We start from the raw sequence: 23254 nt of genomic DNA on the forward strand, positions 1-23254 counted from the left end.
ATGCGTTACGTTGCTGGTCCGCCGGGGTACAAGTCCGAGCACGGCGCTTGAAGATCAACGGCTGCGGGGTACGGCCGAGGCGGGGAGGTTGCATGAGCTCGGCCCAGGGGGGCGCGGACGCGGGACGTCCGTTCGCCGACGGCCAGGAGATCCCCCCGCTGTTGGCCGCCGCCTTCGCGAACGGCGGTGAGCTGGGCGAACGCCTCCGCGCCTTCGACTGGTCGACGGCGCCGCTGGGCGGGCCGTCGCAGTGGCCGGCCGCGTTGGCCAGCGCCGTCGGCATGATGCTCTCCTCCAGCGCGCAGATCGTCATGTTCTGGGGCGACGACAAGCTCGCCTTCTACAACGACGCGTACCGGCCGACCATCGGCAGCAAGCACCCGCACGTGCTCGGGCGACCGGCCCGGCACAACTGGGCCGAGACGTGGGACGTCCTCGGCCCGCTGCTCGACGGCGTCCGCCGCACCGGGCTCTCCTACCGTGGCGCGGACCACCCCTTCCTGCTGGACCGCTCCGGTTTCGTCGAGCAGACCTACTTCGACGTCTCGTACGACCCGATCCGGGACGTCGACGGCTCGGTCAGCGGCGTCTACTGCATCGTCAACGAGACCACCGGCCGGGTGGTCGGTGAACGGCGCCTGCGGGCGTTGTCCGAACTGGGTGCCGAGTTGGCCGACGTGAACAGCGCCGGCGAGCTGGGCCGGACCGCCGCCGACGTGCTCGGCCGACACTGCGCCGACGTGCCCTTCGCGCTCATCTACCTCGCCGACGACACCGGCGAGTTCCGGCTGACCGGGGCCAGCGGCGTCGATCCGGCGGCGGTCGACGCCCCGTCGGCGACGTTCGCCGAACTGGTCGCCGAGGGTGCCTCCACCACCGTGCAGGTGCGCGACCTGCTGGCGCAGCGACCGGCCGACGCCTCCGACGTGGCGCTCGTGCTGCCCGTGAAGGCGACCAACGAGACCGTCGGCGCGCTGGTCGTCGGCGTGGCCCGCCTCCTGCCGCTCGGCGACGAGTACCGCGACTTCCTCGACCTGGTGGCCGCGCAGATCTCCCGGGCGGTCGGCACCCAGCGGGCGTACGAGCAGGAGCGCGCCCGGGCCGCCGAGCTGGCCGCGCTGGACCGGGCGAAGACCAACTTCTTCGCGAACGTCAGCCACGAGTTCCGTACCCCGCTGACGCTGGTGCTCGGCCCGCTGGAGGACATGCTGGCCGACCCGGAGCTGCCCGCCGCCTACACCGACCGACTCGTCGTGATGCACCGCAACGCGTTGCGGCTGCTCAAGCTGGTCAACACCGTGCTCGACTTCTCCCGGCTGGAATCCGGCCGGCTCGCGGCCCGCTACCAACCCACCGACCTGGCCGACTACACCGCCCGACTGGCCAGCACCTTCCGCTCGGCCACCGAACGCGCCGGCCTGCGGCTGGTCGTGGACTGCCCGCCGCTGCCCGCGCCGGTCTTCGTCGACCGGGACATGTGGGAGAAGATCGTCCTCAACCTGGTGTCGAACGCCGTGAAGTTCACCTTCCACGGCGAGATCCGGGTACGGATCCGGGCCGACGGCGGCATGGCCCGGCTGGATGTCGTCGACACCGGCGTCGGGATCGTGCCGGACGAACTGCCGCACGTCTTCGAGCGGTTCCACCGGGTGCCCGGCGCGCGCGCCCGTACCCACGAGGGCACCGGTATCGGGCTGGCACTGGTCCGCGAGCTGGTCGAGATGCACGGCGGTACGGTCGGGCTGACCAGTCAGGTCGACGAGGGCAGCACCTTCACGGTGACCATCCCGTTCTCCTCCGATCACCTGCCCGCCGACCGGGTGGTCGCGTTCGCCCCCCTGCCGACGGGCGAGCCCGAGCAGGCCCGGCTCTTCGTGGCGGAGACCGCCCTGTGGGCCGCCGGGGACGCCACCGGCGAGGCCGGGCAGCAGCCGGCCGACGCCGCCCCGAGCGGCCGGATCCTGGTCGTCGACGACAACGCCGACCTGCGGGAGCACGTCACCCGGTTGCTCTCGCCGACCTGGGAGGTGGTCACCGCCAGCGACGGTCGGGAGGCCCTGACGCTGGCCCGTGCGGGCGGTTTCGACCTGGTGCTCAGCGACGTGATGATGCCGCGACTGGACGGGTTCGGTCTGGTCGGCGCGTTGCGCGCGGACCCCCGTACCCGTGATGTGCCGATCGTGCTGCTCTCCGCCCGCGCCGGCTCCGCGGAGTCGGTCGCCGGCCTCGCCGTCGGTGCGGACGACTACCTGACCAAGCCGTTCTCCGGGCAGGAGCTGATCGCCCGGGTCCGGGCCAACGTCGAGCTGGGCCAGCTACGCGGCCAGATCATCCGTCGTCTGCGGGCGCTGGCCGACGCGGCGGTGGCGGTCAACACGGCCCGGTCCACCGGCGACGTGCTCCAGGTCGCCGCTCGGCACGCGCTGAGCCTCGCCGAGGCGGCCCGGGTCGTGGTCAGCGCCGCCGGCTCCCGGTTCGAGGCCGACGGTGGCGGTGACACGGCCGCCGATCCGACCTTCGTGGCCCCGCTGACCGGCATCAGCCGCGAGCAGCTCGGCGAGCTGCGGGTCTGGCGGGCCGCCGACGACGACGCGCAGGCCGACGAGGCCGCGCTCACCCAACTGGCCCGGTTGGTCGGCGTCCGACTGGAGAACGCCCAGCTCTACGAGGCCGAACACCACATCGCCACCACGTTGCAGCACAGTCTGCTGCCGAGGTCGTTGCCCCAACTGCCGGGCGCGGTCGTCGCGAGCCGCTACCTGCCGGGCAGCGCCGACGTCGAGGTCGGTGGGGACTGGTACGACGTGCTCGCGCTCGACGGCGACAACCTGGTGCTGGTCATCGGCGACGTCGTCGGCAAGGGCGTCCAGGCCGCCGCAGCCATGGGTCAGCTGCGCAACGCGCTGCGGGCGTACCTGCTGGAGGGCTTCGACCCGGGCGAGTCGCTCACCCGGCTCAACCGGCTGGTCGTGTCCACCGAGGAGTCGTCGTTCGCGACGGTGGTCTGCCTGCTGTTCAGCCCCCGTACCGGTCGCCTGCGCTACGCCAGCGCCGGCCACCCGTCCCCCCTGCTGATCCGAGGAGACGACGTGGCGTTCCTGCACGACCGTGCGCTCGGTCCGCCGGTCGGCGCCATTCCCGGCGCCACCTACCGGACCGTCGAGGGTGAGCTGCCCGCGGGCAGCCGGCTGCTGCTCTACACCGACGGGCTGATCGAGGACCGTCAGATGGGCATCGACGCCGCGCTGGCACAGTTGCGCGTCGACGCCGCCGCGCCGGGCCACCACGTGGCGGATCTGGTCGACACGGTCGTCGAGCGGGTCACCGGGCGACCGCGTCGCGACGACGTGGCGGTGCTCGCCGTGGAGGCGGCGGAGCTGAACCGGTTCGCGTTGCGGCTGCCGGCCGACCCGACCCGACTGAGCGTGCTCCGCAAGCGCCTGGAGGACTTCCTCGTCGCGCACAACGTCGGCGAGACGGACCTGTTCGACCTGACCGTGGCGGTCTCGGAGGCCGCCGCGAACGCCATCGAGCACCCCGTCCAGCCCGCCGAGGCGGTGATCACCGTGGAGGTGGCCATCGAGGACCGGACGGTGATCGCCACCGTGCGGGACACCGGGCAGTGGCGGGAATCCAGCGACTCCGGCTTCCGGGGGCGCGGACTGTCGCTGATCAAGGCGTTGGGTGACCTGATGGTGCGGCGTACCGATGGGGGGACCGAGGTGACGCTGCGCCGGCAGTTGCAGGGGTGACGGCGCGCGGTCGGGGCTCAGACCGGGTCGAGCCAGTCCTGGTCGCCCAGGCCGGAGATCTCCAGCACCCGGCGTACCTGCCGCGACGGCAGCACGGTCAGCGTGCCGGAGAACTGCTGGGCGAGCCGGACTACCGCGTGGATGGCCGCCGAGTCGAAGAAGGTCACCGCCCGCAGGTCGAGGGTGAGCCGGCTGGCGGGCTCGCGCAGGGCGGTCTGCACCATCGTGTCGGCCGTCGCCATGTCGACCTCGCCGGCCACCACGACGTGGAGGTGCTCTCCGTCGATCTCCGCGCGGGCGGAGAAGACGGGTGGTGCTCCCCCTTGATCCACGCAGACACGATGGCACAGCCGACCTGGCAGGGCAACAATCGGACCCGACCGGCCGTGGCGCGGGTCACCGACGTGCACGGCGATAGGCTTGGCGCATGACCGTCCGTGCGCCGCTGACCCCCGGCACGCTCTCCCCGATGCGACCGGTGCCCGCTCACATTCCCCGCCCGGAGTACGTGGGCAAGAAGGCCCCGCAGCCGTGGCGCGGCTCGCACGTGCAGACGCCGGAGACCATTGAGAAGATGCGGATCGCCAGCCGGCTGGCCGCCCAGGCGACGCAGCTCGCCGGTGAGCACTGCAAGCCCGGCGTGACCACCGACGAGATCGACCGCGTGGTGCACGAGTTCCTCTGCGACCACGACGCGTACCCGTCGACGCTCGGCTACCGGGGCTACCCCAAGTCCTGCTGCACCAGCCTCAACGAGGTCATCTGCCACGGCATCCCGGACTCCACAGTGCTGACCGACGGCGACATCATCAACGTCGACGTGACCGCGTACATCGGCGGTGTGCACGGTGACACGGATGCCACCTTCTGCGTCGGCGAGGTCAGCGAGGAGGTCCAGCTCCTCGTCGAGCGCACCCACGAGGCGATGATGCGCGGCATCCGCGCGGTCGCGCCGGGTCGCCAGATCAACGTGGTGGGCCGCGTCATCGAGTCGTACGCCAAGCGGTTCGGCTACGGCGTGGTCCGCGACTTCACCGGCCACGGGATCGGCGAGACCTTCCACAGCGGGCTCTACGTGCCGCACTACGACAGTCCCCGGCCGACGGACGTCATGGAGCCGGGGATGACCTTCACCATCGAGCCGATGATCACCCTCGGCACCTACCAGTACGACATGTGGGACGACGGGTGGACCGTGGTCACCAAGGACCGCAAATGGACCGCCCAGTTCGAGCACACGATCGTCGTCACCGACGACGGCCACGAGATCCTGACCCTCCCGTGAGCGCGAGGAACGCAGCGAAGCGGAGTCCCGCAGTCGCGAACGAAGGACAGGCGCCGTGACCGACACCCCTGCCGCCCTGCGCGAGGCGCACCACGCGGACGTCTCCGGTGGCTGGCTGCGTCCGGCGGTCTTCGGCGCGATGGACGGCCTGGTGACCAACATCGCCCTCATCGCCGGCGTCGGCGGCGGTGGCGTCTCGCCGCACAGCATCGTGCTGACCGGCACCGCCGGCCTGGTGGCCGGCGCGATCTCGATGGGGCTCGGCGAGTACACCAGCGTGCGCTCGGCCAACGAGCAGGTCGCCGCCGAGGTCGCCAAGGAGCGGCGCGAGCTGGAACGGCACCCCGAGGCGGAGGCGCGCGAGTTGGCCGACGCCTGGGTGGCCCGGGGCCTGCCCCGTGACCTCGCCATGCAGGTCGCCGAGGCGGTACGCCGCGACCCGGAGGAGGCGCTGCGGGTGCACGTCCGCGAGGAGTTGGGCGTCGACCCCGACGACCAGCCGAGCCCGTGGGCGGCGGCGATCTCCTCGTTCGTGTTCTTCTCGCTGGGGGCGCTGATCCCCCTGCTGCCGTACCTGCTCGGCGCCACCGAACTCTGGCTGGCGCTCGCCGTGGGCGGGCTCGGGCTGTTCGCCGCCGGCGCGGTGGTGGCCCGGTTCACCAACCGACCCTGGTGGACCAGTGGCCTGCGTCAACTCGTGCTGGGCGCCGCGGCGGCCGGGGCCACCTACCTCGTCGGTGCGCTGATCGGGGTGCAGGGCGGCCTGTGACGCCCGCTCAACCGCCGAGCAGATCGTCGATCGTGCCGTCGACCGGGCGGCCGCGCGCCGCCAGTTCCTCGGCCTGCCGGGTCAGTACGGCACCGACCTCGGTCATGTCCGCGCCGGCCAGACCGGTACGCCGTACCGCGTCACCCGGATCACGGAAGTAGGTGCGGCCGAGCAGGCCGGTCACGGTCGCGGCGGCCAACCGCGCCTCGCCGAGCATCAGCAGCGCCTGGTCGGTCTCGTACCACTCGGCCAGTCGGGCTGCCCGCGCGTGCGCGGCGCTGCCCCGGTACCAGGCCTGCCGCGCCGCCGCGCTGAACTCCGCCGGCCGGGCCCGGGCGAGTCGACCGAGGTGCTCGTCGCGTAACGTCCGCAGCCAGCCCGTCGGGTCGAACAGCGACCGGGTGGTGACGTACCGGTCGGCCGTCAGCGGCCACAACGGAGAGAGCAACCGGGCCTGCCCGAGGTAGTCGTCGGCGCCGGCCACGGTGAGGTCGACCAGCACGCCGTCCACCCGCCGGGTCGCCGGCGGCGGCCCGCCACCCGTCCGGTAGGTGACCACCAGCATCCCCACCTCGCCGTTCCCGCCACCATCGTCGTCGCCGTGCGCCAGGGGCCCGTGGACCGCGATCGCCAGCGCGTCGGCGGGGAAACGTCGCTGGATCGCCTCGGCCACCCGTTCCGCCACCGACCACCGTCGGTCGCCACCGCCGAGATCGAGACCGGACCGCTCGTCGCTGGCGCTCACGGGTCACAAACCTCCCCTTTGGCGACTGGCGTCAGCCTAGCCAGCCGACGGCGGGTCGTCCGGCCCGCCGCGCCCGGTCGGCACCAGCCGGAAGATGCGGATCTCGCGCCCGCCGGCCCGCTCGACATACGTGCGGTACGCCGGCCACTGGGCGACGAGCAGGTCCCAGAGTCGGTCCCGCTCGACCCCGGACGCCAGGTCGGCGCGCACCGGAAACCGGCGACCCTTCACGTCCACCTCGGCGGCCGGGTCGGCGAGCAGGTTCATCGCCCAACCGGGCTGGTGGGTCTGCCCCCAGTTGGAACCGATCACCACGTAGGCGTCGCCGTCGGGCACGTAGAGCAGCGGGTTGCTGCGCGGCTTGCCGGACCGGCGGCCGGTCGTGGTGATCACCAGGGAGGGCAGCAGACCGAGCGCGACCACCCGTCCGCGGGTGAGCCGGCCGACGATCCGGTCGGCCGGTACCAGCAGGCGGGCGGCGGCCCCGAACCAGCGGTGGTGGCCGAGTCGGCGGGTGAGGGTGGTGAGCGCTGACACGCGGATCAGTCTGCCGGTTGCCCCGCCCCGGCGGCACCCCCGGACGGTCCGGGTTCCGGGCCCGCGGTCGAGACGTCAGTCCAGGCGACGTTCGATCGGCAGCCGGGCCCGGGTGAACAGGCCCGCGCCGAGCATCGCCACCACCGGCACCACCACCAGGACGCCCAGCGCCGGCCACGGCACCAGGTACGGGTACGGCTCCATCACCGGCCAGGCCGTCGCGTACTCCCGGTTCGCCGAGAACAGCACGATCGCCGCCGTCCCGAGACCGGCCACGATGCCGAGCACCGAGCCGAGACCCGCGATCACCCCGGCCTGACAGATCGCCAGCAGCCGGCGTACGGCGGGGGCCGCACCGACCGCCGCGAGCGTGGACAGCTCGGCGCGGCCCTCGGCGGCGGCGAGCGCCGTGGCGATCCCGGCCGCGCCCACCGTGATCACTCCGGCCGCCGCGGCGAGCAGCAGCAGCAGCGGGGAGTCGTCGCGGGGGGCGGCGCCCTGTTCCACCTGGAGGGAGAACGCTCCGAAGGCCCGCAGGTCGGCGGTGAACCGGTCCTGGCGACGTTGGCTGGGCGGCGTCGAGGTGTCGACCACCCAGCCGTTCGACACCGGCCTCAGGGCGAGCTGCCGGGCCGCCGTCGGGGACAGCAGGAGGCGAGGCTGGCCGGCCGTCGACGCCAGCGCGTACCCGGGCAGATCGCGTCGGGTGCTCCGCGCCTCGTCCTGCCCGCTGCGGAACTCGTCCACCTGCACGGTCACCAGGCCGTCGTGCAGGTAGCGCGGATCGGTGACCACCACGCCCCCGGCGCGCAGCACGGCGGTGGCGGCGGTGGTCGTAGCCGGGTCGGCGCCGGTGAGGAGCGGCAACGCGCTGCCGTCGTCCACGAGCGTCTGCACGTAGCTCCCGAAGTAGTCCGCCGCGCGGTCCCGGCAGCGCGGGTCCGCCAGCGCCTGCCGACGTTGGGAGGTCGACAGGTCGTCCCCGGGCTGGAAGGGGCAGACACGATCCGGCGGGAGTTCCGGCCCGACGTTGCAGTAGCTGGCCGGGCCGTCGGCCGCCAGGCAGGCCGTGGCCTGCACCAGGGCGACGGCACTGGCGCCGAGGTGTTCCCGGGCGGCGCTCGTGACCTGCTCCACCGTCGGTTCCGGCCGCAGCGCCACGTCATCGCGCATGACCAGGGCGTGACCGGTGGGCAACAGCGGTCGATAGGTACGGGCGTCGCGGACCGCGTCGCTGGCCAGGTAGCCGCCGAGCGCGACGCTGCCGGCCACCGCCGCCATCACGGCGCAGATGGCCGGCGCCGCGGCGGCCCGGTTACGGCTCGCGTCGCGCAGCGCGATCCGCGGTGCCAGCGGCAGCACCCGACCGAGCCGGGCGAGCCCGCCGATCAGGGTGGGCGTGCAACAGACCAGGCCCAACTCCCCGAGGATCAGACCGGCCAGGATCACGGCGGGGGACGTCCGACTGGCCCCGAACGCCGCGAGCGCCGCCCCGCCGACGACCAGCGCCAATCCGCTGACCAGCGCCCGGGCCCGGGGCGGGGGAGGGGTCCGTCGACCGGCGAGCCCGGCCATGACGTCCTGCCGGGCCGCCGTCCAGGCCGGCGCCAACGCCGCCAGCACTCCGGCCAGCACCGCGACCCCGCCGAGCACGACCAGTGCCAGCGGCCAGCAGCGGTACGCGCCGAAGCGGGTGCCGAACACGTACTGCTCCATGACGGGACGTCCGGCGAAGGCCGCGCCGACCCCGAGCAGCAGACCGGCCGCGGCACCCAGGGATCCCAGCACCACCCCGTCGGCGAGCACGACCCGGCGCAGGTGGGCCGCGTCACCGCCGGCCACCGCGACCAGCGCCAGGTCCCGGCGTCGACGGCGCACCCCCACCGCGAACGCCGGCCCGACGAGGAGCACCACCTCCAGCAACCCCAGCCCGGCGATCAGCACCATCGTGCTCAGGTCGCTGGCGTTGTCGGGCCCGACGTACCCGATGAAGCTCCGGGAGGACGTCGTCGAAGCCGGCGCGTGGCGAGGCGCCACCACCACTCCGTGCTCGTTGAGCCGGGCGACCATCCTCGCGTCGACCGCGCCGGGCACGTCGATCAGCCACCGACTGTCCGGCTGCGCATCGGCCCGGCCGACGGCCGCCGGGTGCAGCGCGATCACCGGGCCGAGGTCGTCGGGGAACTCGACCACACCGACCACCGTGTACGTCCGGGTCCGGTCGGCGGTGGGCACCGACTCGCCGAGGCGTCCGTCCAGCCGACGCAGCGCTGTCGGACTCAACGCGACCTCTCCGGGCTGCTGCGGCGCCCGCCCCGAGCGGAACCGCACCAGACCGCGGGCCAGCGGGTCGGTGAGGTCGAGGATCCACGCCCGGAGGGTCTCGTCGCCGCGCGGGCCCCGCACCGTCACCGGGCTGCCGGCGCGTATCTCGGTGACCCGGCTACCGGGGCCGAGCAACGCGGTCACCTCGTCGGCGGTGGTCGGACGGCTCATCGCCGACTGGCCGTTGTCACGGGGGTACCACGTGTCGCCCCTCTCGTCCTGGACGACCGGGGTGTCGGCGAACCAGCGCAGCTCCGCGTCGGCGACGCCGAGCCGCCGGTCGAGCTGTTCCTGCGGTGTCAGCTCGGCCATGTCGTAGCTCGCCGCCAGAAAGGCCAGCACCAGCACCGGAAGCGCGATCATCGCCAGCACCAGGGCGGTACGCCGCCGCGCCCGTCGCGACTCCCGGCGGGCGATCCGCAGCGCTGCCCGCCACGAGCCGGTCAGCTCGGCGAACCGCTGCCGCCGCCCGGTTTGGACCGGTGTCGGCGGCCCGACCGGAGCGTCGACGCGACCGCGGGTCACCGGCGTCCGGCGCAGGGTCAACGGTCGCTACCGGAGAGGAGTTGCTCGACGCTGCCCAGCGGCGCGGTCGTGTCGACCAGCACGCCGTCGCGCAGGAACACCACCCGGTCGGCCCAACCGGCGTGCCGCGCCTCGTGGGTGACCAGGATGCCGGCGGCGCCCGCGTCGACCCGGCGGCGCAACAGGTGCAGCACCGCCTCGCCGGTCTGCGAGTCGAGCGCTCCGGTGGGTTCGTCGGCGAGCACCAGCCGTCGTTCGCCGACCAGCGCGCGGGCGATGGCCACCCGCTGCTGCTGGCCACCGGAGAGCTGGTCGGGGAAGCGGTCACCCAGCGCCGGCAGGCCCACCTCGGTCAGCGCGGCCAGGGCGGCCGCCCGAGCGCGCCGGCCGCCGACGCCGTCGAGTTCCAGCGGGAGCGCGACGTTCTCCAGCGCGCTCAGGCTGCCCAGCAGGTTGAGGTGCTGAAAGATGTAGCCGATGCGGCGTCGGCGTAGCTGCGCCAGTCCGCGGCGGTCCAGCGCGCCGAGCGGCTGCCCTTCCACCCGGACGTCGCCCCGAGTCGGGCGGTCGAGGCCGCCGGCGAGGGCCAGCAGCGTCGACTTTCCGGACCCGGACGGACCCATCACGGCGACCAACTCGCCCGGCCGGACGACGAGGCTGACGCCGCGCAGCGCGTGCACCGCGGCCGGGCCGACCCCGTGGGTGCGGTGGACGGCGCGCAGATCGAGCACCGCGTCGTCCGATCCGCTCACCGTCGCGCCTCCTCGTCGGCCCACCGTACGGCGTCGGACGCGTCACCAGCGGCCGGTCGGGGCGGGTGCGGCGGCCCGTCGGCCGGCCGGTGCCGTACCAGACTGCTCTCGCAGTGATCCAGCCAGCGCACCTCGGCCTCGGCCTGGAACACCATCGAGTCCAGGACCAGTCGCCATGGCAGGTCCTCCGGTCGGTCGCTGCCGTACTTCAACCGGGTCAACTCCTGCAACGCGCGCATCGTCGCGCTGCGTTGGGCCTGTACCACCGAGCGGACGTCCACGCCGGGGGTGGTGAGCGCCAGGGCCAGCTTGATCGCCAGCTCGTCGCGCGGCCGGTCGGTACGGCTGATCGGCGTGGCGAACCACAGCGCGAGGTCCGCCCGGCCGGCGTCGGTGATCTCGTACGGGCGCTGTCCGGCCTCGCTCTCGGGCAGCGGGCGCACCAGGCCGTCCCGTTCCAGCCGGGCCAGCGTGGTGTAGACCTGCCCGATGTTCAGCGGCCAGGTCGAGCCGGTCGACTCCTCGAAAGCGGCGCGGAGCTGATAGCCGTACATCTGGCCGCGTTCGAGGAGGGCGAGCAGCCCGTGACGGATGGACATGGCAACGGAGTATGCATACCTGGTATGGGCTCCGCAACCGGGGCGGATCGGTTCAGGTCGGACGGCCGGGAAATGCGACAGTGGGTGGCGTCACCCCGGCGGCCTTGCGCCACTTGGTCGCCCGTACGGCGTACTCGACGAGGGCGGCCAGCGCCTGGTTCCGGTCGGCGCCGGTGGTGGACGCCAACGCGGCCCGCCAGTGCGCCGCGGTGCGCTCCTCCACCTCGATGGCCAGCCGGAGGGCGCTGGCCCGGTTGGTGACCGGGAACGGCAGCGCGTAGCCGGCCCGGTCGGGTGGAACGGTGCCCCCGGCACCGCTCAACTGCACCACCACCGCGTCGCGTCGGCGTCGGTGCGCGGCCTCTGCCTGGTGGGCGGCGTCGCGAACCGCGCCGGTGAGTCGGACACCGATCCGCCCGTACGCGTAGATGGCCGCGTACTCGGCGCTGAGCGCGGCGGCGAGCGCCTCCTCGGCGGTGGGCTGCTTCACTTCAGTGCCTCCTGGTGAGTGGCCCGCGCCGCGACGATCGATCCGAGCAGCGCGGCCCTTGCGGCGGGCGCGGCGGCGCAGGCGGCGGTGGCGGACTGCTGGGCGGCCTTCTCCCGGGCGCGGAGGTCGGCGAGCGCGCCCGCCGGCTCGCTGGCCGCGGTGGCGCTCGGATCGACGGCGGGTGCGGACGGCAGGGTGATGCCGACGACCCGGGCGAGTTCGGTGGCGTGCGCGGTGTGCGTCTCGGCGATGGGATTGAGGCGGTCGGCCAGGTCCGGGTGGGCGGCGGCGCTCGCCCGGTACGCCGCGGCGAGGCCGAGCGCCTCGTCCACCATCGACCGCAGCGGGTCCGGCGGTGGCGTCGGCTCGTCGTCGCGGTCGAAAAGATCACAGCCTGTCAGGGGCGCCACCGCGCCGCCGAGCGCCAGGAGAGCGCCGGCCCGTAGGAGCTTTCGCCGGGAATGCCGGAATACTTGGTCGCGCTGAGTCGTTCTGCCGATCCCCACCGGGCAAGTCAACACCATCGGGTCCGGTCCGGGCGTCACCGGCGTCGGTGCGCCGCCCGGTCCACCGCCCGGCAGGCGCGTTACGCTCTGCGCAGCCACCGGCGCGTCCGCTCCGGTGGCGTGCCGGCATGGCGGGACGACGTCCCGATCGACCAGGGAAAGGGTGCGTACATGACGCAGCGTGGCCGTGCCACCAGGTCGACGGGTCGACCCCGCGACGGCGCGGGTCCCCGCGCTCCACGCGGCGGCGGTGATCTCGCGGCCCGGCGCACCCGTTTGCGGACCGTGATCGAGCCGGTGGTGACCGGTGTGGGCTACGACCTGGAGGACCTGTCGGTCTCCCGAGCCGGACGCCGGCACGTGGTACGGGTGATCGTGGACGCGGACGGCGGGATCGACCTGGACGCCGTCGCGGACGTCTCCCGCGCGGTCTCGAAGGCGCTGGACGCGGCCGAGGAGGCCGACGGCGACATCGTCGCCGGGGAGTACCAGCTCGAGGTCAGCTCGCCCGGTGTGGACCGGCCGCTCACCCTGCCCCGGCACTGGCGACGCAACGTGGGCCGACTGGTCAAGGTCACCGTCCGGGGCGCCGCGGCGCTGCCCGGCCAACGCGGCGAGCAGCCCTCGGGCGACCGTCAGGTGACCGGTCGGGTGCTCGGGGCCGACGACGAGGGCTTACGACTGGAGACCGACGGCGGCGAGGCCCGGTGGGCGTACGCCCAGCTGGGCCCGGGCCGGGTGCAGGTCGAGTTCACCCGCCTCGCCGAGCTGGGTGAGCCGGACGAGTTCGACGACGCGGACGAGACCGACGAGTACGACGATGCAGACGACATCGACGACGATGATGATGTGGAGGACGAGGAGAGGTGAACATCGACCTCGCGGCGCTGCGCGCACTCGAGCGCGAGCGGGAGATCCCGTTCGACACGATCCTCGCGGCGATCGAGACCGCGTTGCTGACCGCCTACCGGCACACCGACGGCGCGGAGCCGCACGCCCGGGTGGAGATCGACCGTAAGTCCGGCGCGGCCCTGGTGTACGCGCAGGAGATGGATGACGACGGCTCGCTGGTGCGGGAGTGGGACGACACCCCGCACGACTTCGGCCGGATCGCCGCCATGACCGCCAAGCAGGTGATCCTCCAGCGCCTGCGGGAGGCCACCGACGAGGTGCACTTCGGCGAGTACGTGGGCCGCGAGGGTGACCTGGTCACCGGCGTGGTGCAGGCGCACGAGACGCGTACCGAGAAGGGCATCGTCAGCGTCGACCTGGGCAAGCTGGAGGGTGTCCTGCCGCAGTCCGAGCAGGTGCCCGGCGAGCAGTACGCGCACGGTGAGCGCGTGCGGTGCGTGGTGGTGCACGTGGCCAAGGGCATGCGCGGGCCGCAGATCACCCTGTCCCGCTCCCACCCGGCGCTGGTCAAGAAGCTGTTCGCGCTGGAGGTGCCGGAGATCGCCGACGGCACCGTCGAGATCGGCGCGATCGCGCGTGAGGCAGGTCACCGTACGAAGATCGCCGTCCGCTCCACCACCCCCGGCGTGAACGCCAAGGGCGCCTGCATCGGTCCGATGGGTCAGCGGGTGCGAGCCGTGATGAGCGAGCTGCACGGCGAAAAGATCGACATCATCGACTGGTCGGACGACCCGGCCACCTTCGTCGGAAACGCGTTGTCGCCGGCCAAGGCGCTGCGGGTCGAGGTCGTGGACCTGGCTGGTCGGGCTGCCCGGGTGACCGTTCCCGACTTCCAGCTCTCGCTCGCCATCGGCCGCGAGGGGCAGAATGCCCGCCTTGCTGCCCGGTTGACCGGTTGGCGAATCGACATTCGGTCCGACGCGGAGCAGACCGCCCCGGCGGCGCGGGGGGCGGCGGATCACGTGCCGGAGCCGGGCGGCGCGATCTCGGGCAGCTAGGGGTAGACTTCTTCCAGTGGTACGACGCGCGCAGCCGGAGCGCACCTGTGTGGGCTGCCGGAAACGTGCGCCGGCCAGCGAATTGCTGCGGATCGTCGCGATCAGAGACGAGGTTGGTCACAGCCTCCGGCCTGATCCGCGCCGCAGGCTGCCGGGTCGGGGAGCGAACATGCACCCGGATCCGGCCTGCTTCGCGCTGGCGGTGCGGCGCCGCGCCTTCGGGCGAGCGCTGCGCATCACCGAGGTCCTCGACCACGGTGTGCTGGCAGAGCACGTCGATGCGCCAACCACTACGTCCGGTCAGCCCGACCGGGCGAGGGTCGCTAGCAGGGTAGGACGACCGACATGAGCACACGATGAAGTCCCTGAAATGACCAGGCTTCAAGTGCACGAGTGAGGTCGCTGCGGGTGCTGCCCGCACGACCTCGGAGTGAGGAGTGCAGTGGCAGGCAAGGCCCGCGTACACGAGCTTGCAAAAGAGCTCGGGGTCGAGAGTAAGACCGTTCTCGCCAAGCTCAAGGAGATGGGCGAGTTCGTCAAGTCCGCGTCCAGCACGGTCGAGGCGCCCGTCGCCCGACGGCTGAGGAACGCATTCGTCGCGTCCGCCGGTGCTCCGGCGCCGGCCGCCCCGTCGGCGCCCGCGCCGACGCCGGCTTCGACGCCGACCCCGACGCCGTCCCCGACCCCGGGCGCCCCCCGGGTCTCGGCCAAGCCGATGCCGCCTCGGCGGCCGGCCGCGCCGGTGCCCGGTCCGAAGCCCAAGGGTCCGGTGCCCGGTGCGCCGCAGTCGGCGGCCCCGGTCGCCAAGCCGGCGAGTGCCCACGACATCGAGGTGGCGGCCGCGGAGGCGCGTGCCGCCGCGCTGAAGGCTGAGCAGGAGGCCGCGGTCAAGGCCGCGCAGGCCGCCCGTCAGCAGCAGCGGGAGAACCCCGTCCGCCGGGAGCCTCCGGCCGACGGCAACCGGCCCGGTCCTCGGCCGGGTCCGGCGGCGATGCCGCCCCGTCCCGGTTCGCCGGCCGCTCGGCCGAGCGCGCCGGCTCCCGGTCCGGGTGCCCGGCCGGGCGGTCGTCCGCCGGCGCGCGGCGCTGGCAACAACCCGTTCGGCATCCAGGGCGGCCAGCAGCAGCAGCGGCCGCCGGCCGCCGGTGCGGGTGGTCCCCGGCCGAACAGCCCGGCGGGTATGCCGCCGCGGCCGAGCCCGAACTCCATGCCGCCGCGGCCGAGCCCGGCGTCCATGCCGAGTCAGCGTCCGGCCGCCGGTCGTCCCGGCCCCGGTGGCGCGGGTCGCCCCGGTGGCGGCGCGGGCCGTCCCGGTGGCGGTGGCGGCGGGTTCCGTGGCGGTCCCGGTGGTGGCGGCGGCGGTTACCGCGGCGGCCCGGGTGGCGGCGGCGGTGCCGGTGGCGGTGGCTACCGGGGTGGCCCCGGTGGTGGCGGTGGCGCTCCCGGCGGTGGTTTCCGTCCGGGTGCTCCCTCCGGCGGCGGCGGTCGTCCGGGTGCCGGTGGTCGTGGCCGTGGCGGCGGCGCCGCGGGTGCCTTCGGGCGTCCGGGTGGTCGGCCGACCCGTGGCCGCAAGTCCAAGAAGCAGCGCAGACAGGAGTTCGACAACCTGTCGGCTCCGACCATGAGCTCGGGTGCTCCCCGGGGTCAGGGTCAGGTCGTCCGGCTCTCCCGTGGCGCCTCGCTGTCGGACTTCGCCGACAAGATCAACGCCAACCCGGGTTCGCTGGTCCAGGAGATGTTCAACCTGGGCGAGATGGTCACCGCGACCCAGTCCTGCTCCGACGACACCCTGCAGCTGCTGGGTGAGCACCTGGGCTTCGACATCCAGATCGTCAGCCCGGAGGACGAGGACCGCGAGCTGCTCGCGCAGTTCAACATCGACCTCGACGCCGAGGTGGCCGAGGAGCGCCTGGTCAGCCGTGCGCCGGTGGTGACCGTCATGGGTCACGTCGACCACGGTAAGACCAAGCTGCTCGACGCCATCCGTAAGGCGAACGTGGTGGCCGGTGAGGCGGGTGGCATCACCCAGCACATCGGTGCGTACCAGGTGCACGTCCCGCACGAGGGCGAGGACCGCGCGGTCACCTTCATCGACACCCCGGGTCACGAGGCGTTCACCGCCATGCGTGCCCGTGGTGCCCAGGTGACGGACATCGTGATCCTCGTGGTCGCGGCCGACGACGGCGTCATGCCGCAGACCATCGAGGCGTTGAACCACGCCAAGGCGGCCGACGTGCCGATCGTGGTCGCGGTCAACAAGGTCGACAAGCCGGAGGCCAACCCGGACAAGGTCCGCCAGCAGCTGACCGAGTACGGCCTGGTCGCCGAGGAGTACGGCGGCGACACCATGTTCGTCAACGTGGCCGCGAAGCCGGGCATCGGCATCGAGGAGCTGCTCGAGGCCGTCCTGCTCACCGCCGACGCGTCGCTGGAGCTGACCGCTCCGATCGACGGGCCGGCGCAGGGTGTGGCGATCGAGGCGCACCTGGACAAGGGTCGCGGTGCGGTGGCCACGGTGCTGGTGCAGAAGGGCACCCTGCGGGCGGGCGACTCGATCGTCGCCGGTGGGGCCCACGGCCGGGTCCGGGCCATGCTCGACGAGAACGGCAACCAGGTCTCCGAGGCCGGGCCCGCGCGTCCGGTCATGGTGCTGGGTCTGACCGCGCCGCCCGGCGCGGGTGACACGTTCCTCGCCGCGGCGGACGACCGCACGGTGCGGCAGATCGCCGAGCAGCGCCAGGCGCGGCGGCGGGCGGCGGCATTCGCCAACTCCCGTGGTCGGGCCACCCTCGAGACGCTCATGGAGCAGCTCAAGGAGGGCGAGAAGACGTCGCTCAACCTCATCCTCAAGGGCGATGTCTCCGGTTCGGTGGAGGCCCTCGAGGACGCGCTGTTCAACCTCGACATCCCCGAGGAGGTCCAGCTCAAGGTCCTCGACCGGGGCGTCGGCGCGATCACCGAGAGCAACGTCATGCTCGCGAGCGCCTCGTCCGAGCCGGTCACGATCATCGGCTTCAACGTGCGGGCCTCCAACAAGGTCCGCGAGATGGCCGACCGCGAGGGCGTGGAGATCCGGTACTACACGGTCATCTACCAGGCCATCGAGGAGATCGAGGCGGCGCTCAAGGGCCTGCTCAAGCCGGAGTACGAGGAGGCCGAGCTGGGCACCGCGGAGATCCGCGACGTGTTCCGCTCGTCCAAGATCGGCAACATCTCCGGTTGCATCGTCCGGTCGGGCATCATCCGGCGCAACGCGAAGGCTCGGCTGCTTCGGGACGGGACGGTCGTGGCGGACAATCTCACGATCACCTCGCTCAAGCGGTTCAAGGACGACGCCACCGAGGTCCGCGAGGGCTTCGAGTGTGGTCTGACCCTGGGTGGTTACAACAACGTCCAGGTCGGCGACGTCATCGAGACCTTCGAGATGCGGGAGAAGGTTCGCGCCTGATCCGGCAGTGACACGCTGATCAAGGGGTTTACGCCGGCCGGCGTAAACCCCTTGATCATGCGGGGTCAGTTGGCGGTATCGTCCGGGTCGATGTTTACCGGAACCGCGGTCTTCGACCTGCTGCTGCCGGGCGACTCCCGGTCGCTCAAAGCCAAGAGATCATATGTACGGCCGATCGTGGCGGCCCTGCGCCGTTTCGAGGTGTCGGCCGCCGAGGTGGGTGCGCTCGACCTGCATGGTCGGGCGGAGATAGCGGTGGCCGTGGTCGCCGCCGAGGCGGCGCACGTCCGCGAGGTGCTCGACTCCTGCGAGCGCCTGGTGGCCGCCCGCCCCGAGGTCGAACTGTTGTCGGTTCGACGCCGGTTGTACGGCGTGGACGACGACTGACCCACGGGGCCGGCGGTGCCCGGCGACCGTCGCCACCGCGAAGGTAGTGTTCGAGATGTTGGCCGGTCGGCCGGCGGCCTCCAGGGCCGTCCGGGCCGGCCGGGAGCGGGACGCCGTGGAGGTGGCGAGATGTCTGATCCGGCCAAGGTACGCCGGCACGCGGAACGAGTGCGTGAGCTGGTCGCTTCGGTGGTGCGGAGCCAGATCAAGGACCCGCGCCTGGGCATGATCACGATCACCGACGCCCGGATCACCGCCGACCTGCGCGACGCGACGGTCTTCTACACGGTGTTGGGTGACGCGGTGGCCCAGGCGGACACCGCGGCGGCTCTGGAGAGCGCCAAGGGAATGCTGCGCAGCACGGTCGGTAAGGCGCTCGGGCTGCGGCACTCGCCCACGCTGACGTTCGTCCTCGACGACGTGCAGGACCAGGTCAAGCACATCGACGACCTGCTCGCCGCCGCCCGCAACGCCGACGCGGAGGTGCAGCGGCTCGCCGCCCGCGCCGAGTACGCGGGCGACGCGCAGCCGTACCGCGTCGAGGACGAGGACGACGAGACGGACGAGGAGGCCGACGCCGCCGCCGACGCCACCGAGACTCCCCGGGGTGGGGCAGCGCGGTGACGGGCGCCGCCGGTGCCCAACTCGCCGCGACGGTCGACGTCGGCCCGTCCGAGGCGGACTGGGCGGCGGCCGAGACCTTGATCCGCGCACTCCCGTCGACCGGCCGGGTGTTGTTGATCTGCCACGTCAACCCGGACGGTGACGCGCTGGGCAGCATGCTCGGCTTCGGTCTGGGCCTGCGTCAGTTCGGCGCACACCGGGTGCAGGCGACCTTTCCCGGGCCGCCGGAGGTGCCCGAACCGTTCCGGGGTCTGCCCGGGATGGCGCTTCTGGTCCCGCCGGGCGACGCGGACCCGGCACCGGACCTGGTGATCTGCTTCGACGCGGCCAGCGAGTCGCGCCTCGGTGAGCTGGCCGACCGGCTGTCGACGGCGGGTGCCGCGCTGGTGCTCGACCACCACGCCTCGAATCCGGGCTTCGGTACGGTCAACCTGGTCGACCCGACAGCCGCCGCGACGTCGGTGGTCGCCGATCGGCTCCTGGCGCGGCTGGGCGTGACGACGGACCGGGCCATCGCCGAGTGCTTCTACGTGGCGCTGACCACGGACACCGGGTCGTTCCGCTTCGAGGCGACCACTCCGGCCGTACATCAGATGGCCGCCCGGCTGCTGGCCACCGGCATCTCGCCCGGTGACATCTCCCGGCGCGTCTTCGACACCCGGCCCTTCGGCGCGGTCCGACTCTTCGGAGAGGTGCTCGGCCGCGCTCGTCTGGAACCGTCGGCCGCCGAGGGTCGGGGACTGGTGTGGACCTTCGCCACCCTCGACGACCTGGTTCGGCACGACCAGCGGCCGTACGTGCTGGAGGCGCTCATCGACTCGGTGCGGTGCACCGCCGAGGCGGACGTGAGCTGCGTGTTGAAGCAGACCGCGCCCGACGAGTGGGCCGTGTCCATGCGTAGCAAGGGCGCGGTGGACGTCAGCCGCGTGGCGGTCGCGTTGGGCGGGGGTGGCCACAGGTTCGCGGCCGGGTTCACCGGCCGGGGGAGCACCGAGCAGGTCGTCGAGGCGATCCGCGGTGAGTTGGGCGCGGCGCTGATCTCCAACGTCGGCTGACCCCTCGCGGCCCGTCCGCCGCGCTGGCACTGCGGTAGGAGCGGCAAGTTCAGGGTCAGCTCCGGGGAGTGTTGGCCTTCCCGCGCTGCGTGAGACCGGGAAGAATTGCGGGATGGAGCAGCCGCACGATCTCACCGTGGAGGCCCCCCGAGCCTGGGACCGGCCCGCCGTCTCCGTTCCGGTTCTCCTCTGCCTGTCCCTCGTCGGCGGTCGGTTCGCGTCGTTCTCCACCGAGGCGAACCTCTACACGCTCGGCACCGGCGGCGTGTTGATCTGGCTCGGTCTGAGCAACCGGGTGCCCCGGCGTCCGGCACCGCCCCGGCTGGGCGCGGGGGCGGCGTGGTGGGCCCTGCCGGTGGTGATCTTCGGGGTCTTCGAGGGCGCGACCTTCGTGCTCGCCGTGGGCGACGACTTTCCCACCTTCTCCCGGCTCGCCGACCCGTTACTGGAGGATCATCTAACCCGGTCGGCGGCCTGGTTCGCCTGGTTGGCCGCGTTCTGGGGGTTGGTGCGGCGATGATGCGGGCCCTTGCGATCGGCGGTTTCCTTGCCGCGCTCGTCCTCTTCGCCGTCATCGAGGTGCTGGCCCGCCGGGAGGGCTCCCGGATCCCCACGATGAGCGACGTGTGCGCGTACGTGATGCGCTACGAGGTCGGGTCGGTGCCCGTGGGCAGGATCGGTCTGTTCGGCTTCTGGTGGTGGCTGGGCTGGCACTTCCTGGCCCGGTGAGGCGGGTGGTCGATGGTCCAAATGGCGGGAACCGTGGGCAGCATCTGGACCTGAACGATAACTTGGGAAGTGGCCGACGCCACGTCGTGGTGCAGGTCGTGGGTGGGGGTGTCACACCTCGCGCCGCCTCCCTCCAGGGTCGGACCGACCCGGGCTCTCGCTGCCCAGTCGGCTGCTCCGGTAACCCCGGACCGCCGTGGGGCGCTCAGCACTACCGCCCGTGAGGGCCGCCGCGCGCCGGTGGCTCGCACCCTGGAAGGAGCCCACCATGCCGAACAAGCCCAAGCCCGAGACCACCGACGACGCCCGCGAGCAGGCCCGCCGCGCGCTCCAGACGTCGATGGACACCCGCCAGTAAGCCCGACCCAGCCCAGCCCAGACCCCACCGGTCGGCCGATCGTGCAGTTGCTGTGGTGACAAGGTCGGCGCAATGCCGCAATTCACCAACACCACGTGCGCGATCGACGAGGTGGGGCGCGGCCACGGGTGCTGCGTGTAGGTAAGCCATCGGCGCGCTTGCAGTCCTTACTGCCGGCGTGTCACGATCGGCGGCGATGAGCCAGACCGCCACCGTCGACCGATCCGCCTCACCACGCCGGATCGCGAGCCTCGCCCTGCCGGCGCTCGTGGTGCTCGCCGCCGAGCCGCTCTACGTGCTCGTCGACACGGCCGTCGTCGGGCACCTCGGTCGCGTGCCGCTGGCCGCGCTCGCCGTCGGCGGCACGGTGATGACACTCACCGCCTGGCTCGGGACGGTCGTCGCGTACGGCACCACCGGGCGTTCCGCCCGTCGCTTCGGCGCCGGCGACCGAGCGGCGGCGGTGGCCGAGGGAGTGCAGTCGTCCTGGCTGGCGCTCGGCGTCGGACTGCTGGTCGCGATCGGCATGCAGATCGGCGGGGGCGCGTTGGCGCGTACCCTCGCCGGAGGTGGTGGCGACGTGGCCGGCGCGGCCGCGCAGTGGCTGCGCGTCGCGGCGCTCGGCGCCCCCGGCCTGCTGCTCGCCGCGGCCGGCAACGGCTGGTTGCGCGGCGTGCAGGACACCCGCCGTCCGCTGTACTTCGTGCTCGGCCCCAACCTGGTCTCCGCCCTGCTCTGCCCGCTGCTGGTCTACCCCGCCGGCCTGGGCCTGACCGGCTCGGCGGTCGCCAACGCGGTCGCGCAGACCCTCTCCGGCGTGCTCTTCGCCGGGGCGCTGGTCGCCGAGCGGTTGTCGCTGCGGCCCCGGCCGCGCCTGATCCGCGACCAGCTGGTGCTCAGCCGGGACCTGCTGATCCGGGGTCTGGCGTTCCAGGCCAGCTTCCTCTCCGCGACGGCGGTCGCCGCCCGGTTCGGCGCTGCCGCCGTCGGCGCCCACCAGATCGCCCTGCAACTGTGGTTCTTCACGGCGCTGGTGCTCGACGCGCTCGCCATCGCCGCGCAGTCCCTCGTCGGGGCGGCCCTGGGGGCCGGCGACGCGGCGGGCGCCCGAGCGCTGGCCCGCCGGATCGGGCTGCTCGGCGGCCTCTGCGGCGTCGCCTTCGCCCTGGTCATCGCCGCCGGCGCGGGCGTGGTGCCGTCCTGGTTCAGCTCCGACGGGCAGGTACGCGAGCAGGCGATGGTCGCCTGGCCCTGGTTCGTCGCCATGCTGCCGCTGGCCGGGGTGGTGTTCGCGCTCGACGGCGTCCTCATCGGCGCCGGTGACGTCCGTTACCTGCGCAATCTCACCATCGTGGCGGCGCTCGGCGGCTTCCTGCCGGCCATCTGGCTGGCGTACGTGCTCAACCTGGGACTCGGTGGCATCTGGGCGGGCCTGACCCTGTTCGTGGTGATCCGACTGGTCGCCCTGCTGCTGCGGGTGCGCTCCGGCGGCTGGGCGGTGGTCGGGGCCGTCCGCTGACCGGTGCCGGCGTCTGGCAGGCTTGGGCGACGTGAGCACCGATGGTCTGATCGTCGTCGACAAGCCCGGCGGCATGACGTCGCACGACGTGGTCGCGCGGATCCGCCGACTGGCGAAGACCCGCCGCGTCGGGCACGGCGGCACCCTCGACCCGATGGCCACCGGAGTGCTGGTGATCGGTGTCGGTCGGGCCACCCGGCTGCTGACCTACGTGATCGGCGCGGGCAAGAGCTACACCGGCACCATCCGGCTGGGCCAGGCCACCGTCACCGACGACGCCGAGGGCGACGTGATCGCCACGACCCCGGCCGGACACGTCACCGACGAGGCGGTCCACGCCGCGCTGACCGCGCTGACCGGCGCGGTGGACCAGGTGCCGAGCGCGGTCAGCGCCATCAAGATCGACGGGCAGCGGGCGTACAAGCGGGTCCGGGACGGGGAGAGCGTCGAGCTGCCCGCGCGCCGGGTGACCATCTCCCGGCTGGAGGTGCTGGCGATCCGCCGGGAGCAGCCGGACGTGGTGGACGTCGACATCGACGTGACCTGCTCCTCGGGCACGTACATCCGGGCCATCGCCCGGGACGCGGGCCTGGCCCTCGGTGTCGGCGGGCACCTCACCGCGCTGCGTCGGACCGCGGTGGGTGGCTTCGCTCTCGCCGAGGCGGCCACCCTCGACCAGCTGGAGGAGCGCGCTCCGGAGGTGGTGAACCTGCCGCTCGACGCCGCGGCCGACCGGTTCTTCCCCCGCCGGGACGCGACCCCCGACGAGGCGAAGGTGCTCGGCCACGGCGGGCCGCTGGACCCGGCCGGCATCGCCGGCCCGTACGCCGTCTTCGGCCCCGCCGGAGGTCTGATCGCTATCGTCAGCGAGCGGGACGGCCGGGCCCGCGCGGAGATCGTGCTCGCCCCGGCCTGACGGCGGGACGCAGGTCCGCCGGC

The 23254-nt window shown here is 73.1% G+C and carries 22 protein-coding genes; 14 read left to right on the top strand and 8 right to left on the bottom strand.

Translation table 11 applies throughout. The features are described from left to right. The first annotated feature begins 92 nt into the window (after positions 1–92). Positions 93–3752, top strand: a complete 3660-nt coding sequence (locus ACN269_RS26810) for a SpoIIE family protein phosphatase (RefSeq protein WP_421475021.1) — start codon at positions 93–95, stop codon at positions 3750–3752. A gap of 17 nt (positions 3753–3769) precedes the next feature. On the opposite strand, the gene ACN269_RS26815 is transcribed toward ACN269_RS26810, so the two are convergent. Then, positions 3770–4084 (bottom strand): STAS domain-containing protein, encoded by a 315-nt coding sequence (locus tag ACN269_RS26815; RefSeq protein ID WP_421475022.1) that lies wholly within the window; start codon positions 4082–4084, stop codon positions 3770–3772. A gap of 95 nt (positions 4085–4179) precedes the next feature. Here ACN269_RS26815 and map point away from each other — a divergent pair, with 95 nt between their 5' ends. Both map and ACN269_RS26825 read left to right on the top strand, forming a co-directional pair. Continuing rightward, positions 4180–5037, top strand: a complete 858-nt coding sequence (gene map, locus ACN269_RS26820) for a type I methionyl aminopeptidase (RefSeq protein WP_421475023.1) — start codon at positions 4180–4182, stop codon at positions 5035–5037. Positions 5038–5092: 55 nt separating this feature from the next. Beyond that, positions 5093–5806 (top strand): VIT1/CCC1 transporter family protein, encoded by a 714-nt coding sequence (locus ACN269_RS26825; protein ID WP_421475024.1) that lies wholly within the window; start codon positions 5093–5095, stop codon positions 5804–5806. Between the two features lie 7 nt (positions 5807–5813). Here ACN269_RS26825 and ACN269_RS26830 read toward each other — a convergent pair whose 3' ends face one another. The 7 genes from ACN269_RS26830 to ACN269_RS26860 all read right to left on the bottom strand — a co-directional run bounded on the left by ACN269_RS26830 (position 5814) and on the right by ACN269_RS26860 (position 12303). Continuing rightward, positions 5814–6551 (bottom strand): nucleotidyltransferase domain-containing protein, encoded by a 738-nt coding sequence (locus tag ACN269_RS26830; RefSeq protein ID WP_421475025.1) that lies wholly within the window; start codon positions 6549–6551, stop codon positions 5814–5816. Positions 6552–6587: 36 nt separating this feature from the next. Then, entirely contained in the window at positions 6588–7088 is a 501-nt protein-coding gene (locus tag ACN269_RS26835; RefSeq protein WP_421475026.1) for a nitroreductase family deazaflavin-dependent oxidoreductase, read from the bottom strand. 75 nt (positions 7089–7163) lie between these two features. Further along, complete coding sequence (locus ACN269_RS26840; protein ID WP_421475027.1) at positions 7164–9938, bottom strand: FtsX-like permease family protein; 2775 nt, start codon at positions 9936–9938, stop codon at positions 7164–7166. A gap of 17 nt (positions 9939–9955) precedes the next feature. Beyond that, complete coding sequence (locus ACN269_RS26845; RefSeq protein WP_396803771.1) at positions 9956–10690, bottom strand: ABC transporter ATP-binding protein; 735 nt, start codon at positions 10688–10690, stop codon at positions 9956–9958. Beyond that, the gene (locus ACN269_RS26850; protein WP_421475028.1) at positions 10687–11289 is read right to left on the bottom strand and encodes a PadR family transcriptional regulator; all 603 of its coding nucleotides are present in this window, start codon (positions 11287–11289) and stop codon (positions 10687–10689) included. The genes ACN269_RS26845 and ACN269_RS26850 overlap by 4 nt, the downstream gene beginning before the upstream one ends. Before the next feature lie 52 nt (positions 11290–11341). Continuing rightward, complete coding sequence (locus ACN269_RS26855) at positions 11342–11779, bottom strand: ferritin-like domain-containing protein (RefSeq protein ID WP_421475029.1); 438 nt, start codon at positions 11777–11779, stop codon at positions 11342–11344. Then, entirely contained in the window at positions 11776–12303 is a 528-nt protein-coding gene (locus ACN269_RS26860) for a hypothetical protein (RefSeq protein ID WP_421476585.1), read from the bottom strand. Before ACN269_RS26860 ends, ACN269_RS26855 begins: the two co-directional genes overlap by 4 nt. 153 nt (positions 12304–12456) lie before the next feature. Between ACN269_RS26860 and rimP the strand changes: the two genes are divergently transcribed. The 11 genes from rimP to truB all read left to right on the top strand — a co-directional run bounded on the left by rimP (position 12457) and on the right by truB (position 23231). Then, positions 12457–13155, top strand: a complete 699-nt coding sequence (rimP, locus tag ACN269_RS26865; RefSeq protein WP_421475030.1) for a ribosome maturation factor RimP — start codon at positions 12457–12459, stop codon at positions 13153–13155. Continuing rightward, positions 13152–14195, top strand: coding sequence for a transcription termination factor NusA (gene nusA, locus ACN269_RS26870; protein WP_421475031.1), 1044 nt, complete (start codon positions 13152–13154; stop codon positions 14193–14195). The genes rimP and nusA overlap by 4 nt, the downstream gene beginning before the upstream one ends. A 16-nt stretch (positions 14196–14211) precedes the next feature. After that, positions 14212–14544, top strand: coding sequence for a YlxR family protein (locus tag ACN269_RS26875; protein ID WP_421475032.1), 333 nt, complete (start codon positions 14212–14214; stop codon positions 14542–14544). A 93-nt stretch (positions 14545–14637) separates the two neighbouring features. Continuing rightward, positions 14638–17643, top strand: coding sequence for a translation initiation factor IF-2 (gene infB, locus ACN269_RS26880; protein ID WP_421475033.1), 3006 nt, complete (start codon positions 14638–14640; stop codon positions 17641–17643). 90 nt (positions 17644–17733) lie between these two features. Then, complete coding sequence (locus tag ACN269_RS26885; protein ID WP_421475034.1) at positions 17734–18030, top strand: DUF503 domain-containing protein; 297 nt, start codon at positions 17734–17736, stop codon at positions 18028–18030. Positions 18031–18159: 129 nt separating this feature from the next. Continuing rightward, a complete protein-coding gene (rbfA, locus tag ACN269_RS26890) occupies positions 18160–18654 on the top strand; it encodes a 30S ribosome-binding factor RbfA (protein ID WP_421475035.1) in 495 nt (164 codons plus the stop codon). Then, entirely contained in the window at positions 18651–19709 is a 1059-nt protein-coding gene (locus ACN269_RS26895) for a DHH family phosphoesterase (protein WP_421475036.1), read from the top strand. Before rbfA ends, ACN269_RS26895 begins: the two co-directional genes overlap by 4 nt. Before the next feature lie 112 nt (positions 19710–19821). Then, a complete protein-coding gene (locus ACN269_RS26900) occupies positions 19822–20229 on the top strand; it encodes a hypothetical protein (protein ID WP_421475037.1) in 408 nt (135 codons plus the stop codon). Continuing rightward, complete coding sequence (locus ACN269_RS26905) at positions 20229–20438, top strand: DUF6186 family protein (protein WP_396803935.1); 210 nt, start codon at positions 20229–20231, stop codon at positions 20436–20438. Before ACN269_RS26900 ends, ACN269_RS26905 begins: the two co-directional genes overlap by 1 nt. A 554-nt stretch (positions 20439–20992) precedes the next feature. After that, on the top strand, positions 20993–22315 hold the full coding sequence (locus ACN269_RS26910) for an MATE family efflux transporter (RefSeq protein WP_421475038.1): 1323 nt from the start codon (positions 20993–20995) through the stop codon (positions 22313–22315). A 31-nt stretch (positions 22316–22346) separates the two neighbouring features. Then, the gene (truB, locus tag ACN269_RS26915) at positions 22347–23231 is read left to right on the top strand and encodes a tRNA pseudouridine(55) synthase TruB (protein WP_421475039.1); all 885 of its coding nucleotides are present in this window, start codon (positions 22347–22349) and stop codon (positions 23229–23231) included. Positions 23232–23254 lie beyond the last annotated feature (23 nt).

Source organism: Micromonospora sp. WMMD736, assembly GCF_049179015.1.
Taxonomy (GTDB): Bacteria; Actinomycetota; Actinomycetes; order Mycobacteriales; family Micromonosporaceae; genus Micromonospora.

Excerpts from the sequence above, each read along its gene's own strand:
- ACN269_RS26900 (WP_421475037.1), top strand. The coding sequence starts at position 19,822 with ATGGAGCAGCCGCACGATCTCACCGTGGAGGCCCCCCGAGCCTGGGAC.
- ACN269_RS26850 (WP_421475028.1), bottom strand. The coding sequence starts at position 11,289 with ATGTCCATCCGTCACGGGCTGCTCGCCCTCCTCGAACGCGGCCAGATG.
- rbfA (WP_421475035.1), top strand. The coding sequence starts at position 18,160 with ATGTCTGATCCGGCCAAGGTACGCCGGCACGCGGAACGAGTGCGTGAG.
- ACN269_RS26860 (WP_421476585.1), bottom strand. The coding sequence starts at position 12,303 with ATGGTGTTGACTTGCCCGGTGGGGATCGGCAGAACGACTCAGCGCGAC.
- rimP (WP_421475030.1), top strand. The coding sequence starts at position 12,457 with ATGACGCAGCGTGGCCGTGCCACCAGGTCGACGGGTCGACCCCGCGAC.
- map (WP_421475023.1), top strand. The coding sequence starts at position 4,180 with ATGACCGTCCGTGCGCCGCTGACCCCCGGCACGCTCTCCCCGATGCGA.
- ACN269_RS26905 (WP_396803935.1), top strand. The coding sequence starts at position 20,229 with ATGCGGGCCCTTGCGATCGGCGGTTTCCTTGCCGCGCTCGTCCTCTTC.
- ACN269_RS26885 (WP_421475034.1), top strand. The coding sequence starts at position 17,734 with ATGTTTACCGGAACCGCGGTCTTCGACCTGCTGCTGCCGGGCGACTCC.
- ACN269_RS26910 (WP_421475038.1), top strand. The coding sequence starts at position 20,993 with ATGAGCCAGACCGCCACCGTCGACCGATCCGCCTCACCACGCCGGATC.
- ACN269_RS26810 (WP_421475021.1), top strand. The coding sequence starts at position 93 with ATGAGCTCGGCCCAGGGGGGCGCGGACGCGGGACGTCCGTTCGCCGAC.